Here is an 18,232-nt window from a genome sequence, read left to right as displayed (position 1 = left end):
CTTTTAAAAAATACACAAAATTATTTGGGCGCAATAACCATCATCATCTGTCGCCCCTCAAGTTTTGGCTCGGCTTCAACTTTTGAAATACCGGCTGTATCCAATTTTACACGTTCGAGAAGCTGCATGCCCAATTCCTGGTGCGCCATTTCGCGGCCACGGAACCGAAGGGTAATTTTGACCTTGTCGCCACCTTCAAGAAATTTTCCGATTGCCTTCATTTTTACCCCGTAATCGTGGGTATCAATGTTCGGCCGCATCTTGATTTCTTTGATTTCCACGGTCTTCTGTTTCTTGCGCGCCTCGGATGCCTTTTTCTGGTTCTGATATTTCAGCTTTCCAAGATCAATGATTTTGCAAACCGGTGGTTCGGCATTTGGAACAATCTCGACAAGATCGAGACCTGCCTCTTCAGCCATTGCTAAAGCATCTTGCGTCGGAACGACCCCGTGATTATGCCCCTCATGATCGATAAGTTGTATACGAGGAATGCGGATATCCTGATTGGAACGCGGCCCATCTTTTGGGGTTGGCGTTGTTTTAAACGGTCGGCGAATGGTCGATTCTCCCTATAATAGTTTCAATTATCCAGTTCAGATATAATTTATCCTTTAAAACCTGTGTGATAACTTGGTTTACCCAAGATTTCACACCGGATATTTTATTTCAGTCGAATAAATTCATCTGTTTTTCGTCATATACAAATTAACGTTCAAAAACAACCGAAATGCTAGGCTTTTATTGAATATTGGCTTTAAAGCGGCATTAAGGGTTTATGTTCGCGATTTTCCGGCTAAAATAAGTCTATCTATAATATTTGTTATCGTTCCGGCGATGTAAGGAGTTTTTCATGCAAAATGGTGATCTTGAATTTTTAACTGTCGGCCATCAAAAACTCGCAATACGTGCCCTTGAAGGAACAAAACACCCCGGTTTGATGTGGCTACCGGGTTACCGCTCGCACATGATGGGGGGAAAAGCCGTTGCATTGAATGCATTTGCAGAAAAAAACGGCTATCCGTTTTTGCGCTTCGATTATTCGGGCACTGGCGAATCGGAGGGCGATTTTTACAAGGGAAGCATTTCCTTGTGGTTAGAGGAAAGCCTGACGCTTTTTGAAAAATTTTGCCGCGGCCCGCAAATCATAGCAGGTTCATCAATGGGTGGATGGATAGCGCTTCGCATGGCGCAGGAATTGGCAAAGAAACACATTCCGCTTGCCGGTTTGTTGCTTCTCGCCCCTGCACCCGATTTCACCCGTGACCTTGTTCGCCCGCAAATGACAAGCAAACAAAAACAGGAACTGGAGGAACGCGGCTTTTTTGAAGTCCCTTATGAAAACGAGCCGGAACCGGTTCCTTTTACCAAAATCTTTCTTGATGACGGTGATAAAAATCTGGTTATGGAAGGCCTTATCGATATTCATTGTCCGGTTCATATCATTCAGGGAATGGCCGACAATGAAGTGCCTTATCAGCATACGCTTGAACTTGTCGAACATCTGCCTTTCGATAATGTTACACTGACATTAATTCGTGATGGCGAACACCATCTCTCCCGTCCGCAAGATATTGCCGCCATCCTCAACGCTTTGGAGATGCTGATAGCTAACGGTGCGCGTTGAATATGCCTGATCGATATGACAAGGAAAGAATAAAACCGGTTCTTCTTTGCAGACGAATTGATTAAAAGGCAAAAACGGAAGAGAATAAAACGGATTTCCTTTTATTAGGAAATCCGGCTCTACCCGCCGATATGTTTGCGGTGGGTGTGACATGGTTTCAGTCCGTTGTGATAATAATTTTCCTATAATATGATTAAATCTCTTCAAAAAACGCTTTCATTTCCTAAATAAGGCCCATGTTTTCTAGCCTCTCCCGCTCGCCTGATTTGAAACCGGAAAAGCTGCAATTGACACTTCAATTGTCAGACCGTTCCTTGCCGCTTACAATTATGAAAACTGCGCGCGCAAAAAGGCTGACATTGCGCATAGAAGCCGGCGGAAAAGGCGTTCGTGTCACTGTTCCTCCGAAAACATCGGAAAACGAGATTACGAGCTTCATTGAACGTTATAAAGGTTGGATAGAAAGCCGCATTTCCCGTTTGCCAGCGCCTCGCAATACGCCGATGTTGAAAGCCGGTGCTGCTATACCTATTCTGGGCCATCCCTATGAAATCATACATCGGGAAGGGCGGGGCACAGTCACCATCATTGCCGATGATAATGGTAAGGGTGGAAAAATAATTGTTTATGGTGACGAGCGTTATTTACCAAGGCACATTGGAGACGCACTTAAAAAACAGGCCGCTCATATTATTGCTCCGCTTGTCGAAAAGCATTGCGCTACCGTAGGCCGGAAGCCGGTTTCCGTCCGCTATAAGGACACCAGAAGCCGTTGGGGGTCGTGTTCTGCTGACGGGCATTTGTCATTTTCATGGCGAATTGTCATGGCTCCTTTGGGAGTTATCGACTATCTCGTTGCCCATGAGGCTTCCCACCTTGTTGAAATGAATCATAGTTCCAAATTCTGGGCTTTATGCGAAAAATTATGCCCGCGAACGAAAGAATGTAAAGCATGGTTGAAACGCAATGGACAAGCCTTGCACGCCATTGACTTCAAATAGATCGGTTGAATGATCGTCAATTATTACGCATCAAGCCCCATTTGCCAGAATTCGGTTTCGAGACGCGTAGCCGTATTGAAGATTTCGCTCAAACGTTGAAAACGCACTTCCCCTTCATATTTTTCCGCAAGCTTGTTGAAACTATCAATAAAGGCTATCACCCCTTTGATATATTCTTCGCTTTCGTAATTTTTAATCCATTCCGAATAGGGATTGCCATTAAAGACAGTGGTTTTGGAACCTGCAAGCCGCAAGCCGACTTCGGCATAACCGGCAACGCAGGGCAATAGAGCGGCCATCAAATCAAGCCGGTCGCCGGCATATCCGACATCGAGAACGTAGCGCGTATAGGCAATTGTTTCCAATGCCTCGGTTGCTCTACTCATTTCCTGTTCGGAAATACCCCATTTTTTGGCATAAGCGACATGAAGCGGCATTTCTTCAATAATGGATTTGAGACCGTCAAGTGCTTCCCTGATATCTGCAATATTTGTCGATTTTGCCGCGAGAAGCGCATAACCGCGGGAAAAATGAACCAGAAACAAATAGTCCTGCGTCAAAAATTTTCTGAAACATTTCTCGGCCAGTGTTCCCGCTGCCAATTGACTAACAAAAGAATGGCCAACATAAGCCTGCCACAGCTCGCCAGCCTTCATCCGCAACTTTCCGAAAGGACCTCGTTCAAAATCGGGTTTTTCCATTAATCCTCCGCTATATCGGCCTGACAGGACTGTAAAACGACTTTTTCTGCCTTTGACTGGTCGCTATCTTTATAGGTGAGACTTGCGTCGTTCCCCTTTATATGGAAACGATAATTATCCTGATCGTCAACAGCAATAAAAAGCCTTTCCGGCCCTTTGACATCTTCATGCATTGCTACCAATTTTCCATCAACAAAAATAACCGCATAAGAATCATCTTTATCTTTGATAAAAATCGCCTGCAACGCCACACCACGTTCACAAATATAGGTTTGATTACGCACTGAAGAAGCTTGTGCATTGGCCGCAAAGCCATAAAGAGCAGCCAGGATAAATGTCATAAGGAAAGTCTTTTTCAACATTCTTCAAGCCCTTTTGAATGAAATCAAAATTTTTTGGAACTTTATATTCGGCCACTCGTTTAGTGAGCACCAGGACGAAACCTGGTATCCCCCAAGGTGCCCGATAGAGTTGCCCCCGCTTGTCTAGTCGGGCACCCCTTTCTTCTCATTATACGCCTCCTCCCATATAATGAGGACTAACCTACTACAATCGGTGTTCCAACCGGAACCCGATTGTAGAGGTCGATAATATCCTGATTCATCAGCCTGATACAACCGGATGACATTGATTGCCCGATGGACCACCATTCCGGTGAACCATGGATTCTATATCCCGTATCGCGCCCGTTTTGATAGATATAAAGCGCGCGCGCACCAAGCGGGTTGGTCGGCCCCGGTTCCATACCATTACGATATTCGACAAGTTCGGGTTTTCGACCAATCATTTCAGCAGGCGGGGTCCAGCGCGGCCATTCACGTTTAAACTGGACATTGGCACGCCCCGACCATTGGAAACCGGCTGCACCAATACCGACACCATAGCGCAAAGCATCGCCGTCAGGCTGGATGAAATAAAGAAAATGGTCTTTCAGACTCACAACAATTGTACCGGGTGGTTCGCCTGTCGGATTGGGTACAATCTGCCGTAGAAATTGTTTTGGAACTTTATCATAAGGTATGGCGGCAAGCGTATAAGGACCTTCATGAACGGCCGCATACATTTTGTCGGGCGTTGTAAAACCTTTATCAATTCCGATCGGGGGGCGCGGGATTGCTCCGGTGGTCATATTACTATAACCATCTCCCAAAATTCCGCTGCTTGTGCAGCCACTCAAGACCCCGATAAAAGCTGTTCCGCTTCCGACAAGGAAAGTGCGGCGAGTCAAAGAGGGGCATGATTTTTTCATAAAATACCTGAACTCATCTTCAAAAATTTGCAATTCAGAACGGATTCAATTTCCGATCATTTCCGTTCAACCAATATTCAACTTTTGCGATAATGCATAAGGATGGTTTCCGATTGGTTAATTCTGTTTTAAAACTGCTGCCACAAGTGCACACCAGAAAATTGCTCCATCCACCAGATTGCGATCGTCAAAATTATAATGAGGGCTATGAAGGCTTGCACTGTTGCCATTGCCGAGAAAGAAAAATGCTCCCGGTCGGGCTTGTAGCATAAAGGCGAAATCCTCGCTTACAGTGGTTGGTATTTCATTCTGGACGATTTTATCAGCTCCCAATCTCTGTTTTGCGACATCAAGAGCAAAATCACTGTATTCAGAATGATTAACCAGCGCCGGAACCAGCCGGTCATATTGCACAGAAGCGCGCGCTCCGAAACTTTGCGCCTGCGCTTCAACGATTTTTTTGATCCGGTCTTCAACAAGATTTTGAATATCTGCCGAGAAACTGCGCACCGTTAGTGAAATTGTCACACTATCCGGAATGATATTGAATGCTTCACCACCATGTATTGAGCCGGTCGATATAATGGCTGATTGGAGTGGCGGAATATTTCGGGAAACAATCGTTTGCAATGCCATGACGATTGAAGACGCTACAATGATCGGGTCGATTGCAGTTTCAGGGCGGGCTCCATGACCACCCTTTCCATAAACGACAATTGTTACGGAATCGACAGAGGCCATCATTGCATTTTTGGTAAATTGGATTTTCCCTTGCTCCAATCCCGGCCAATTATGTAGCCCATAAACCGCATCACAAGGAAATCTTTCAAACAATCCGTCTTTAATCATAGCCATTGCACCGGCACCGATTTCTTCGGCCGGTTGAAAAATAAGATGCACTGTTCCGTCAAAATTTCTTGTTTCGGCTAAAGCGCGCGCGGCTGTAAGAAGTGTCGTTGTATGCCCGTCATGGCCACAAGCATGCATCACACCTTCATTTTTGCTGGCATATTCGAGATTTGTTTCTTCCCTTATCGGCAAAGCGTCCATATCGGCTCTGATGCCGATGGACTTTCGCCCATTGCCATTTTTCAATGACGCGACAATACCGTTCCCACCGACGTGACGTGTGACTTTATAACCATATTGTTCGAGAAGTTCTCCGACACGAGCCGATGTTGCCGTTTCCTTTCCCGACAATTCCGGATTTTCATGAACAGTATGTCGAAAAGCTGTCATTTCCGGCAAATAGGAGAGGATCAAATTTTCGATTGTTTTTTCAGTCATCTTTCCCGTCCCCGTTGATAATCCTGCCTATTATGGATGGTGTAAAAGATGATTATCAAGAAATGACCAACCAAATTTTCTTTTTGTCCGGATATATTTTCTCGCTACCCGATGTTTCCCGCAAGGTTGATATTCTAGAGAATTGGCGAGGTGCGATTGCATATAAATTGCATATAAATTGCGTAAAAATAGTCTTTCCGAATAAAAACCCGCCTGTTTCCCGTGAGTGGATTTTTAAAAACAGGCGGGCAAGTAGTAGATGACAAGTTGGTTTTCCGGCTAGATGCAACGAATATCTGTTGAATATCCGGTTCGCAAAAAAGCAACTTGAAATTTTAAATTTTCAAGCTTTGGCGAGATATTTTTCAACCAGCGCACCCCACAGGGTTGCTCCTACAGCAATACCATCATCGTTGAAATTGTATTGGGGAGTATGGAGGCCTGTACTGTCGCCATTACCCATAATGATATAAGCACCCGGAACTTTCTCCAGCATATAGGAAAAGTCTTCACTCGGAGTTAGCGGCTCGGCATTTTCGACGACATTTTTGTCGCCGACAATCTGTTTTGCGACGTCCAGCGCAAAATCGATCGATTCGGCATCATTCACAGTAACAGGATAGCCACGTTCATAATTGATAATGGCTTCGGCACCATAGCTTTCGGCCTGCGATTTGGCGAGTTTACAAATCCGTTCCTGTAACAATTTTCTGACTTCAGGTGAAAATGCGCGGATCGTCAGCTCCATCTTGACTTCTTCTGGGATGACATTGGAAACACTGCCACCCTTGAACATACCGACAGTGATAAGTGCGGCCTCAAGCGGTGGGACATTACGGGAAACGATGGTTTGCAAGGCCATAACGATAGACGAAGCTGCAACAATCGGATCAATTGTTGTTTCCGGCCGTGCCCCGTGACCACCTTTACCGCGAACTGTAATATAAGCGGTATCGACAGAGGCCATCATCGGCCCCTTGGTGAAACGCAATGTTCCGGCAGGAAAGCCCGGCCAGTTATGCAGGCCGTAAATCCGGTCGCATGGAAATTTTTCAAACAATCCGTCATCAATCATTTTCTTGCCGCCGCCAAGACTTTCTTCAGCCGGCTGGAAGATAACGCGAACTGTGCCATCAAAATTTCTGGTTTCGGCAAGATAACGGGCGGCAGTCAGAAGAATGGTTGTATGCCCGTCATGACCGCAAGCATGCATGACACCTGCATTTTTACTCGCATAAGGCAGATTCGTTTCCTCTTCTATCGGAAGTGCGTCCATGTCGGCACGTATACCGATGACCTTTTTGCCATTACCGACTTTCAATGTGCCAACAATGCCGGTTTTACCGACACCCCGCACAACGTCAAAGCCCCAGCTTTCAAGCAGGCTCGCTACTTTATCGCCGGTTTTATGCTCATTAAAGCCCATTTCAGGGTTTTCGTGAATTTGGTGGCGGATTGCCACCATTTCATCAATGGTTTTCTCAATGTGTTCGCGAATATGTTTCATAGATTTAAGTCCTATATCCTACATTTTTCGGGAATGTAGCCTTCAAAAGTCATTTTAAATATGTTTCAGCCAATGAAACCCAATAACAACCACCAAGAGGCAGCAATTCATCGTTGAAATTGTAATTGGGACTATGCAAAGGTGCACTATCTCCATTTCCGATGACAACATAGGACCCTGGCACTTTTTCCAACATAAAGGCAAAGTCTTCACTTCCCGATGGTTTCGTCATATTGTCATCAACATGGTCGCGCCCGAAAACTTTTGCCGCAACATCAACAGCAAATGCCGTCTCTGCTTCGTGGTTGACCAGAACAGGATATGAACGTTGATAATCAACTTCAGCGGTTGCACCAAAACTTTCCGCCTGTAACTTGGCGAGACTTTCGATACGCGATTGCAGTAAATCCCTTACGTCCGGACTAAAGCAACGCACGGTCAGCAACATTTCCGCACTATCGGGAATAACATTTGCGGCAAACCCTGCATGAAAGCTGCCAACAGTGACAACGGCTGTTTCAAGCGGTGGCACATTTCGCGAGACAATCGTTTGCAGGCTTGAAATGATCGCAGCACTTGCTGCTATCGGATCAATTGCCTTATCCGGAACAGCACCATGGCCGCCCTTGCCAATCACTTTGATTTTGACAGTGTCGCTTGAAGGCATGAATGCCCCTGTATTAACAGAAATTTTGCCGGTTGGAGACCCCGGCCAGTTGTGCATACCAAAAACGGCATCACACGGGAATTTTTCAAAAAGGCCATCGTCGATCATTGCTTTTGCACCGGCAAAACCTTCTTCTGCCGGCTGGAAAATGAGGTTGAGTGTCCCGTTGAAATTCTTCGTTTCGGCAAAATAACGTGCGGCCGTTAACAACATGGTTGTGTGGCCGTCATGACCACAAGCATGCATTTTGCCTTCATGACAACTGGAATATTCAAGATTGGTCATTTCTGTAATCGGCAAAGCATCAAAATCGGCACGCAAACCAATGGATTTTTTGCCATCGCCAACTTTCAAGCGCCCGACAACACCGGTCTTGCCAAGGCCTGTTGTAACTTCATAACCCCATTTTTTCAAAAGATCGGCAATAACTTTTGCCGTTCTATGCTCTTCATAAGCTGTCTCTGGATGGGCATGCAAATCGTGGCGCACAGCTTCCATTTCCGGCACATAGGATGCCATGGTTTGAAGAATTTTTTTCGCGTCTGGCGAAAGGTGTTCATTACTCATCGGAATTCCCCTGTTTTCTATCATTAAATCTCATTCTTTAAATCTCGTGGCGCTTTTCATCGAAAGCCAGATATGCCGCCATACCAACGACGATAGCAACGCCAAGATACCAGAATGGCGCCATAATATTGCGGTCGGATATTTTAAGAAGAAATGTTACAATCATCTGTGCTGTACCACCAAAAATTGAAACACCAAAAGCATAGATAACCGCCGTTGCAGTTGCGCGAATTCTTTTCTCGAATGCTTCTATAATGAAAAGAACCGATAAAGTTAGCATCAACCCCATACAAATCATTGACACGGTGTAAAAGGCAAGAAAAACATGCATATTTTGCACAAAGTGGAATGCAAAATAGGACGAGATAAAGGTGACCGCCAGAACTGTGACAGCCGCGCCTTTACGCCGCTCCAACCGGTCGCAAAAAAAGCCTGCAAAAACAGTTACAACGATAACAATGACACTTGCATAACTCGATACAAGGAACGATTGCGAGTTTCCGATTTCCGTGACCGTTTTCAGATAATTCGGCATAAAAAACACCAAAATATACATCATGACGGTTGACGGGAAAACCATAAGAATACCGAGTATCGTCTGTTTTGTATGTTGGCTGATAAGCTCTTTGAACGGATGTATTGTGTGTGCTTCAGCAGTTGGTGCCTTATATGTTTCCTTGATATGGGCGCGGATATAAAGCCCGACAGGAATAATAAGGAGTGAAAAGATAAACGGTACGCGCCAACCCCAGCTTTCCATGGCTTCCGTGGAAAGACACCCCATTAATAAGGCGGCGAGCAGTGAACCGGATAAAGTACTCAAGCCTTGTCCGAAAAACTGCCAGCTCACGAAAAATCCGCGCTTGTTACGTTCGGCCGATTCCATAAGAAGCGTTGTTGCCGCGCCAACTTCTCCACCAGCTGAAAATCCTTGACAGAGACGCCCCAAAACAATCAACAGTGGTGCAAAAATACCGATTGCTTCATAAGGTGGTGCAAATCCTATCAAGGCACTGCCAATGGCCATCAATACAATTGTCAGTAACATTGCGGCTTTACGCCCATGGCGATCGGCATAGGCACCGATAATAATACTGCCTAATGGACGCATGACAAAGCCTACGCCGAAAACCGATACCGATATCAGCAATGAAATCAGCTTATCTTCAGAATTGAAAAAGACGTGTCCGATAATAGCGGCAAAAAAACTATAAACCGTAAAATCGAACATTTCGAGAAAATTGCCGACACCTGCTCCGACAATCAATTTCGTTTTACTACCGACAGGTGTAAGGGCAACATTCCCCTTATGATTGTCAGGAGTATCTACCAATCCGGCCATAATAGTTATCCCTTGATAATTTCCCCACCAATTTAACCCGATCGACGAAATTCGGGCACGCAATTTCTTTAGCAGCCGGATAAAAATATTAACAATATATTTTCTTAATTATCATCAAATTGGTGAATAATAATTGTAGATACTGTTTGAAACAAAGGACAATAGCAATGATGACACTCAAGGATCCTGTAGCTTTGGCGCAGGCACTTATCCGTTGTCCATCTGTTACGCCGCATGAAAACGGTGTATTAACGCAAGTTCAAACATGGGCAAAAAGCCTTGGTTTTTCTGTTGAACGACCCATTTTTACAGATAAAAACACACCCGATATTGAAAATCTTTATGCGCGTATCGGCAAGAACGGGCCGCATCTTGCTTTTGCCGGTCATACCGATGTTGTACCGGTTGGTGACGAAAAAGCGTGGAATTTTCCGCCATTTGAAGGTGCGATAAAAGACGATAAACTTTACGGCCGCGGTGCCGTTGATATGAAAGGTGGAATTGCCTGTTTTATTGCAGCGGTTGCCCGTTATTTGGAAAAAACTCCGCTTGAAGGCTCGCTCAGCCTATTGATAACAAATGACGAAGAAGGCCCCGGTATTAATGGCACGATAAAGCTTTTGAAATGGGCAGCCGACAAAGGCGAAACGTGGGACGCAACAATTGTTGGCGAACCGACAAACCCGAACCATTTAGGTGATATGATTAAAGTGGGTCGGCGCGGTTCGCTTTCAGGGGTTATCACAGTGCAGGGAAAGCAAGGGCATGTTGCCTATCCTGAACGTGCTGCCAATCCACTTTATTTGACGATCAAGCTGTGTGAAGCCCTGAAAAATACACCCCTTGATGAAGGTTCAAGTCATTTTCAACCAAGTAATCTTGAAATTACCGCGATTGATACGGGCAATCCGACAACCAATGTTATTCCGGCACAAAGCACGATCCGTTTCAACATCCGGTATAATGACAATTGGAATATCGACACGCTAAAACAGGAAATTGAAAACCGTTTGGCTAAAGTGAAATTGCAGCATGGCAATGCATCTTCGGCAAGTTACCAGCTTGACTGGATGGTAAGTCCGGGTGGTGTATTTTTGACAAAAAACGAACGGCTGGTCAGTCGTTTGAGCGCCGCAATTGAAGCTGTGACAGGCCGTACTCCGGAATTATCAACCTCTGGCGGAACATCCGACGCAAGATTTATCAAAGATTATTGCCCTGTTGTAGAGTTCGGGCTTGTCGGGCAAACCATGCATATGATCGATGAGTGTGTTTCCATTAAAGATCTTGAACAGCTCACAGAAATATATGAAAAATTTCTGGAATTTTTCTTTGCCGATAACAGCAATGAATAAATAACGGCATTGCCCGATATTCAATATCCGGTTTTTATTGGAAATGAAACTCGCGCCCATAATCAAAAAGACGGAACAAATAATCAAATAACAGAACACAAGCCCGAAAAGGCGGACTATGTTTCCGCCTTTCTTTTTTTCCAAAAAGGTCATGCATAAAAGGCCATGCATAACATGACGTTTCTATGGAGAACTTGTCAGTTTTTGCTGTTATCGGCGTTATTGCCGCCAATGCCTTCAAAAAATTCTTTCATACGGGCAAAAAATCCGTGTGACTGCGGCGAATTTTCATCGACTGACAATTTGTCGAACTCTTCCAGCAACTCGCGCTGCCTTTTACTCAATTTTTGCGGCGTTTCAATTGCCACCTGAATATAAAGATCGCCGGTTGTCTGTTGGCGCAAAACCGGCATACCTTTGCCTTTCAAGCGGAATTGCCGGCCATTTTGCGTTCCTTCCGGTACTTTGACACGTGTTTTCATGCCATCAAGTGTGGAAACTTCAAACTCGCCTCCGAGTGCGGCTGTTGTCATGGAAATAGGCACACGGCAGTAAAGATCGGCTCCGTCACGCTGGAAGAATTCATGCGGTTTAATAGACAGGAAAATGTAAAGATCGCCAGCCGGTCCGCCATGGCTTCCGGCATCTCCTTCTCCTGCAAGGCGAATGCGTGTTCCATCTTCAATCCCTGCCGGAATATTGACAGTCAATGTACGCTCTTCTTCAATGCGCCCCTGTCCATGACATTTCGGGCAAGGATCCTTGATCGTTTCGCCGCGCCCCTGACATGTCGGGCAGGTTCTTTCAATCGAGAAGAAACCTTGAGCGCTACGAACCCTTCCTGTTCCGCCACAGGTTGCACAAGGTTGCGGTTTTGAACCTTTCTTGGCTCCCGTTCCCGAACAAAGATCACAGGTGATCGAGCCCGGCACTCTGATTTGTGCGGTTTTACCGTGATAAGCCTCTTCCAGAGTAACTTCCATATTGTAGCTGAGATCGGCACCACGTTCGCGCCCGTCAGCGCGTTTGCGCCGTGCACCGCCCATCATCTCGCCAAAGAAGTCTTCAAAAATATCGGAAAAACCACCGGCAGCAAACCCGCCGCGTCCGAACGGATTTCCACCACCGCCACCACCATTTTCAAAAGCGGCATGACCAAAACGGTCATATGCGGCACGCTTTTGTGGATCTTTTAAAACCTCGTAGGCTTCGCCGATTTCTTTGAATTTCTGTTCCGCCTCTTTGTCGCCCGGATTCCTGTCGGGGTGGTAACGCATGGCAAGTTTACGAAAAGCAGATTTGAGCGTTTTTTCATCGCATTCCCGTGAAACGCCCAATGTTTCATAATAGTCAATTTTCATCACTTATTCCTGCAGTTCTTCTGCCGTTCACTGATGAGACGACATTTGCCATATTTGTTTCCGCTCAGGCTGTTGTCATTGGTTCTTTGAAACAGATTATAGTTCCGGTTTCCATTGCGAACGGATTGGTTGTTCCATAACAAAGCCCGCCCTTTTGATTAAAAGGTCGGGCTTTTTTTCAATTTACAGAGACATAAGAGCAATTATTTCTTGTTGTTCTTATCGTTATCGTCGACCTCTTCAAAATCCGCATCGACAACATCATCGTCCTTATGTTCTTCTTTTGCCGCATCGTGTGCAGCGTCGGCTTCAGCCTGTGCTTTTGAAGCAGCATACATTGCCTCGCCCAGCTTCATGCTGACTTCGGACAATTTTTTGGTTTTCTCAGGAAGACTATCAACATCATCCGATTCGATAGCTTTCTTGACATCAGCCATTGCAGCTTCAATTGCGGACTTGTCTTCAGCCGAGACTTTATCACCATAATCGGCAAGCGATTTCTCGGTTGTATGGACAAGAGCCTCTGCCTGATTCTTGGCCTCAACGCCTTCACGACGCTTCTTGTCATCGGCAGCATGAGCTTCGGCATCCTTGACCATCTTCTCGATATCGGCATCGCTCAAACCGCCAGAAGCCTGAATGCGTATCTGGTGTTCTTTTCCTGTGCCTTTATCTTTTGCCGAAACACTGACAATACCGTTGGCATCAATATCGAATGTAACTTCGATTTGAGGAACGCCACGCGGTGCGGGCGGAATACCGACAAGGTCAAACTGGGCAAGCAACTTGTTATCAGCCGCCATTTCACGTTCACCCTGGAAAACACGAATGGTTACAGCATTCTGATTGTCTTCCGCAGTCGAGAAGGTTTGCGACTTCTTGGTCGGAATTGTTGTGTTGCGTTCGATCAAGCGTGTGAACACGCCACCCAATGTTTCGATACCCAAAGATAGCGGTGTAACATCAAGCAACAGAACGTCTTTGACATCGCCCTGCAAAACGCCACCCTGAATAGCAGCACCCATTGCAACAACTTCATCCGGGTTGACGCCTTTATGCGGATCCTTGCCAAAGAAGGTTTTTACAATTTCCTGAATCTTCGGCATACGGGTCATACCGCCAACGAGCACGACTTCGTCAATATCACCAGCGCTCAAACCGGCATCTTTCAATGCAGCCTTACACGGGTTGATTGTGCGTTGAACCAGATCTTCAACCAATGACTCGAATTTTGCACGGGTCAATTTCATGGTGAGGTGTTTAGGACCGGTTGCGTCAGCAGTGATGAACGGCAAATTGATTTCCGTTTGCTGCGAAGAGGAAAGCTCGATCTTGGCTTTTTCGGACGCTTCTTTCAAACGCTGCAAAGCCAATTTGTCTTTTCTCAGATCAATGCCGTTTTCTTTTTCAAATTCTTCGGCAAGATAGGTGACCAGACGCATATCAAAGTCTTCACCACCAAGGAATGTATCACCATTGGTCGATTTAACTTCAAAAACGCCATCACCGATTTCGAGAACCGAAATATCGAATGTACCGCCGCCCAAGTCATAAACAGCAATTGTCTTACCGTCTTTCTTGTCAAGGCCATAAGCCAAGGCAGCAGCCGTAGGCTCGTTGATGATACGCAAAACATCAAGACCGGCAATCTTACCGGCATCCTTGGTTGCCTGACGCTGGGCATCGTTAAAATAGGCAGGAACTGTAATAACCGCCTGCTCGACTTTTTCGCCCAAATAGGACTCAGCCGTTTCTTTCATTTTCTGCAAGACCATTGCAGAAACCTGAGAAGGTGAATATTTCTTGCCTTCTACTTCAACCCAGGCATCACCATTTTCCCCTTTGACGATTTTATAAGGAACAAGTTCTTTGTCCTTGGTAACCATCGGGTCATCAAACCGGCGGCCAATCAAACGCTTGACCGCAAAAATAGTGCCTTCAGGATTGGTTACAGCCTGACGCTTCGCCGGCTGTCCAACAAGACGTTCGCCACCCTCTGCAAATGCTACAATAGAAGGTGTGGTACGGGCACCTTCCGAATTTTCGATAACTTTCGCGTTTTTGCCATCCATGACGGCTACGCAAGAGTTTGTCGTACCTAAGTCAATACCGATTACTTTTGCCATTTCTACTCTCCATTCAGCAAGCTGTCGGGACCTCTAGCGAGCATTCCTGTCAGACAGCTCCTTATCATATGAAAAGCCCGTAATGGCCACTCAAAAATCGGCAACCATAACGAACCTCGTTGAGGCGTATATAAGGGCACCCCTGTAGACGTGCAAGAGATGTTGAAAAGATTCATTTGATAAAGCGGTTTTTTAAAGGTTTTTCATGCAATTGAACGGCATTTATCATGCATTTTTCCGACAAAACTATTGTTTCTTTGGCGCTCACAAATTTTCAAAAAAGCCGGTAAAGCTGTTCATAATCGTGTCCAATCCTGCTTTCAAAGCTTATCGAGATAAAAAACAACGTTCTGTATTTGCAAATAAAATCCGATTATGTTTCTATGACCGCGTCACAAAGCAAATGTCCTCGTGCAATTTCGTGACTTGAATAAAGCACTGTTTGGAACATTTCTTTATTGATGGTTCTAAAATAAAGAGTTTTAACAAAAGCAGTGTGTGATGACATGGAGCATCAACGCTTCAAAAACAGGAGAAATTAAAATGAAAAAGATTCTCGCAGTCTCTTTGGCTGGCCTATTGGCAGCAGGATCAATGGTATTGGCCGCCGAAGCCCGTAATGCTTCAGGTGACGGTTCGGTAGAAGATAGCTATGTAGAAGGTCAAAAGGCAAAAGCACCGGAAGGCAATGTCCATCACGATCACGGTGGCAAAGCCGGTCGTCACGATGGTGATGGTTCGCGCGAAGACAGCTATGTTCCCGGTGAAAAGAAAGATTCGCCGTTGGATAAAACTGTGATTCAGGACGACGAAAAAGGTGAATCCGACGACGGTACACCGAGAAAATAATTGCAGTTTTTTAAAAAAACGAGGCGGGTTTAACCCGCCTTTTTTAATCCACCTTCACATGGTTCAACAAAACCATTCCGGCCAATTCCGTCTGGCCTGACAAATCCCGTTTCGGTTTCCACTTTAAAACCGGCGCCGAGGCATTCAAAAAAAACGGTTCAAGCACCTTTGCCCGCCAACAAAAAACCATCATCGCCGCCGCTTGATAGGCGCATAAACTACATAAAATTTGCTGAACTTTTTTGCCGGTTATGCGGCTCTTATTTTGCCGGTTCGGCGGATATGGCTTGTTCTTTTTCCACCCTTTGATCTTTTTCCTACATTTCGCGGACATCCGGCAAAAATACCGAACATTAGGCTCGAATACCGTCAGAAATGCCGAACCGGACAAAATTTCCGGCTTTTAACCGGCTTTGACATTGTGGCTTTGCTTTGAATTGCGGGCAATCAGCGGGAAAATCCGGCGGAAAAATCTCCCTCCTTTGCTCCTTTGCCCCTTTTCCCCCCATTTGCCCCGCTTTTGAAACCGGTGAAGTGCACAGGCTCATCAGAATTGCACAGGCTCATCAAATGTCACAGTCAGCGTGATGACAAACGCCCCTGCCAATTGTGCCACTCACAGAAAATACAAATGGCACGTTTTCGGATGAAACAAAACCCGGATAGAACCGGATTTGCTCGCCATTGTTATTCATTTGCCATCGTTGTTTTGAAAAACCGGTCTATTTCAAATCGTAAAACTGGCGGATAATGTCCCAACCCTCGTCGGCACTTTCGACGTAAGTTATCAATTTCGCGTCATCGGGCGAAATTGTTCCCTGTTCGGCAAGATATTTCACATTCAGCACATTTTTCCAGAATTCACGCCCGAACATCAATATGGGAACACGTTTCATTCGACCCGTCTGAATAAGCGTTAACGCTTCAAACAATTCGTCAAGAGTGCCGAATCCACCCGGAAAAATAGCAATCACCTTTGCGCGCATCAAAAAATGCATCTTGCGCATCGCAAAATAATGGAAATCAAAACAGAGGGCAGGTGTTACATAAGCATTCGGTGCCTGTTCATGGGGTAAAACAATATTAAGCCCGATACTGGGAGCGCCGACATCGTCCGCGCCACGGTTACCGGCTTCCATCACACCGGGACCACCGCCGGTAATAATGACAAATTCATGATGGCCGGTAGAGGCCGAATAAAGCGAGCAAAGTTGTGCGAATCTGCGCGCCTCGTCATAATAACGGGAGGCTTTTTCAAGATTTTGCTTTTGTTCGGGATTTTTTGCCGATCTGGCTTCTTTACCGGGTTCGGGAATACGGGCTCCGCCAAACAGAACAACGGTCGATTTGATACCATGTTCGACAAAGCCGACTTCCGGTTTCATCAGTTCCAGACCGATTCTTACAGCACGCAATTCGCGCCGCATCATGAAATCTTCATCGACATAGGCAAGGCGATAAGCTGGTGAACGCGTTTGGGCCGTATCGGGAACTTCATGAACTTTACGGGCATCCTCTTTCGAGTGCCGAAAAGGTGTCCAACCGTTTTTTTCGCCATTAGCCATTCAGGATCTTCCTTTTCATTGACCACAATTGTTTCTTGCATTAGGCCGAAGAGAATAAATGCTGATGCTTTCGACTTACTTAACGGAGACCTAATGCCATGACCAATCTGTCCCAACTGGAATCCATCATTGAAAAGGCGTTTGATGAACGCGAAAAAGTCAACATCCTGACAAAGGGAGAAATACGCGAGGCGGTCGACCATGTGCTCGACCTTCTCGACAAGGGAAAACTGCGCGTCGCCGAACGTGAAAATAACGGCAACTGGAAAGTTCACCAATGGCTCAAAAAAGCGGTTCTGTTATCTTTCCGGCTCAATGCCATGGGACTGATTTCCGGTGGTCCCGATCAATCTTCGTGGTGGGATAAAGTTCCATCGAAATTCGACGGCTGGAACGCCGACAATTTTGAAAATGCCGGTTTCCGCGCGGTTCCGAACGCTATTGTGCGACGGTCTGCCTATATTGCTCCAAGCGTCGTTTTGATGCCGTCATTCGTCAATATCGGGGCTTATGTCGGTGAAGGCACAATGGTCGATACATGGGCTACTGTCGGCTCTTGCGCGCAAGTGGGTAAACACGTCCACCTTTCTGGCGGAGCCGGAATTGGCGGCGTTCTGGAGCCGTTGCAGGCAGGTCCCACAATCATCGAGGACAATTGCTTTATCGGTGCGCGTTCGGAAGTTGTAGAAGGTTGTATTGTCCGTGAGGGAGCCGTGCTCGGTATGGGCGTTTTCATCGGCAAATCGACAAAAATTGTCGACCGCGCAACCGGTGAAATTTTCTATGGCGAAGTACCGCCCTATTCCGTTGTTGTTGCAGGAACCATGCCGGGAAAACCACTTCCAAATGGCGAGGCTGGCCCCAATCTTTATTGCGCCGTCATTGTCAAACGGGTCGACGAAAAAACCCGCTCAAAAACATCTGTCAACGAATTGTTGCGCGATTAAAAAACCGGTTCTCCGGAATCTGTTTTTCTGAACCATCAGTGAAACCGGTCAAAACCGGTTTCTGTTAAATTGTTGATCGAAGTC

At 45.9% G+C, this 18,232-nt stretch carries 16 protein-coding genes; 5 read left to right on the top strand and 11 right to left on the bottom strand.

Going from position 1 to position 18,232, the window contains the following annotated elements; translation table 11 throughout:
• Nucleotides 1-20: 20 nt before the first annotated feature.
• Nucleotides 21-557 carry a translation initiation factor IF-3 gene (infC, locus tag BBC0122_RS00420; protein WP_077990314.1) on the bottom strand — a complete coding sequence of 179 codons (537 nt, stop codon included), beginning with the start codon at nucleotides 555-557 and terminating at the stop codon, nucleotides 21-23.
• Between the two features lie 293 nt (nucleotides 558-850).
• Between infC and BBC0122_RS00415 the strand changes: the two genes are divergently transcribed.
• Together BBC0122_RS00415 and BBC0122_RS00410 are read left to right on the top strand one after the other, a co-directional pair.
• Complete coding sequence (locus tag BBC0122_RS00415) at nucleotides 851-1,624, top strand: alpha/beta hydrolase (RefSeq protein WP_077990312.1); 774 nt, start codon at nucleotides 851-853, stop codon at nucleotides 1,622-1,624.
• Nucleotides 1,625-1,860: 236 nt separating this feature from the next.
• Complete coding sequence (locus tag BBC0122_RS00410; RefSeq protein WP_077990310.1) at nucleotides 1,861-2,625, top strand: M48 family metallopeptidase; 765 nt, start codon at nucleotides 1,861-1,863, stop codon at nucleotides 2,623-2,625.
• Nucleotides 2,626-2,648: 23 nt separating this feature from the next.
• Here BBC0122_RS00410 and tenA read toward each other — a convergent pair whose 3' ends face one another.
• The 7 genes from tenA to BBC0122_RS00370 form a co-directional block, all read right to left on the bottom strand.
• Complete coding sequence (gene tenA / locus BBC0122_RS00405) at nucleotides 2,649-3,326, bottom strand: thiaminase II (protein ID WP_077990308.1); 678 nt, start codon at nucleotides 3,324-3,326, stop codon at nucleotides 2,649-2,651.
• Entirely contained in the window at nucleotides 3,326-3,688 is a 363-nt protein-coding gene (locus BBC0122_RS00400; RefSeq protein WP_077990307.1) for an MliC family protein, read from the bottom strand. Before BBC0122_RS00400 ends, tenA begins: the two co-directional genes overlap by 1 nt.
• Nucleotides 3,689-3,864: 176 nt before the next feature.
• The gene (locus tag BBC0122_RS00395) at nucleotides 3,865-4,575 is read right to left on the bottom strand and encodes a L,D-transpeptidase (protein WP_077990305.1); all 711 of its coding nucleotides are present in this window, start codon (nucleotides 4,573-4,575) and stop codon (nucleotides 3,865-3,867) included.
• Nucleotides 4,576-4,692: 117 nt separating this feature from the next.
• A complete protein-coding gene (locus tag BBC0122_RS00390) occupies nucleotides 4,693-5,862 on the bottom strand; it encodes a M20 aminoacylase family protein (RefSeq protein ID WP_077990304.1) in 1,170 nt (389 codons plus the stop codon).
• A gap of 343 nt (nucleotides 5,863-6,205) precedes the next feature.
• Nucleotides 6,206-7,369 carry a M20 aminoacylase family protein gene (locus BBC0122_RS00380; protein ID WP_077990300.1) on the bottom strand — a complete coding sequence of 388 codons (1,164 nt, stop codon included), beginning with the start codon at nucleotides 7,367-7,369 and terminating at the stop codon, nucleotides 6,206-6,208.
• A 49-nt stretch (nucleotides 7,370-7,418) separates the two neighbouring features.
• The gene (locus tag BBC0122_RS00375) at nucleotides 7,419-8,603 is read right to left on the bottom strand and encodes a M20 aminoacylase family protein (protein WP_077990299.1); all 1,185 of its coding nucleotides are present in this window, start codon (nucleotides 8,601-8,603) and stop codon (nucleotides 7,419-7,421) included.
• Between the two features lie 37 nt (nucleotides 8,604-8,640).
• Entirely contained in the window at nucleotides 8,641-9,945 is a 1,305-nt protein-coding gene (locus BBC0122_RS00370) for an MFS transporter (RefSeq protein WP_077990297.1), read from the bottom strand.
• 167 nt (nucleotides 9,946-10,112) lie between these two features.
• Between BBC0122_RS00370 and dapE the strand changes: the two genes are divergently transcribed.
• Nucleotides 10,113-11,300, top strand: coding sequence for a succinyl-diaminopimelate desuccinylase (gene dapE, locus BBC0122_RS00365; RefSeq protein ID WP_077990295.1), 1,188 nt, complete (start codon nucleotides 10,113-10,115; stop codon nucleotides 11,298-11,300).
• 197 nt (nucleotides 11,301-11,497) lie between these two features.
• Here dapE and dnaJ read toward each other — a convergent pair whose 3' ends face one another.
• Entirely contained in the window at nucleotides 11,498-12,661 is a 1,164-nt protein-coding gene (gene dnaJ, locus BBC0122_RS00360; RefSeq protein WP_077990294.1) for a molecular chaperone DnaJ, read from the bottom strand.
• A 203-nt stretch (nucleotides 12,662-12,864) separates the two neighbouring features.
• Entirely contained in the window at nucleotides 12,865-14,787 is a 1,923-nt protein-coding gene (gene dnaK / locus BBC0122_RS00355) for a molecular chaperone DnaK (RefSeq protein ID WP_077990293.1), read from the bottom strand.
• Nucleotides 14,788-15,330: 543 nt separating this feature from the next.
• On the opposite strand from dnaK, the gene BBC0122_RS00350 reads away from it, so the two are divergent.
• Nucleotides 15,331-15,636 carry a hypothetical protein gene (locus BBC0122_RS00350; protein WP_077990292.1) on the top strand — a complete coding sequence of 102 codons (306 nt, stop codon included), beginning with the start codon at nucleotides 15,331-15,333 and terminating at the stop codon, nucleotides 15,634-15,636.
• Nucleotides 15,637-16,358: 722 nt separating this feature from the next.
• On the opposite strand, the gene BBC0122_RS00340 is transcribed toward BBC0122_RS00350, so the two are convergent.
• Nucleotides 16,359-17,201, bottom strand: coding sequence for an LOG family protein (locus BBC0122_RS00340; protein WP_077990290.1), 843 nt, complete (start codon nucleotides 17,199-17,201; stop codon nucleotides 16,359-16,361).
• A 98-nt stretch (nucleotides 17,202-17,299) separates the two neighbouring features.
• Here BBC0122_RS00340 and dapD point away from each other — a divergent pair, with 98 nt between their 5' ends.
• Nucleotides 17,300-18,148, top strand: coding sequence for a 2,3,4,5-tetrahydropyridine-2,6-dicarboxylate N-succinyltransferase (gene dapD, locus BBC0122_RS00335; protein WP_077990289.1), 849 nt, complete (start codon nucleotides 17,300-17,302; stop codon nucleotides 18,146-18,148).
• Nucleotides 18,149-18,232: the final 84 nt, after the last annotated feature.

The sequence above is a fragment of the Ditibartonella choladocola genome, from assembly GCF_002007565.1.
GTDB lineage: Bacteria > Pseudomonadota > Alphaproteobacteria > Rhizobiales > Rhizobiaceae > Bartonella > Bartonella choladocola.
The sequence above is the reverse complement of the archived record's forward strand: the minus strand, read 5'-3'. Positions and strand labels throughout refer to the sequence as shown.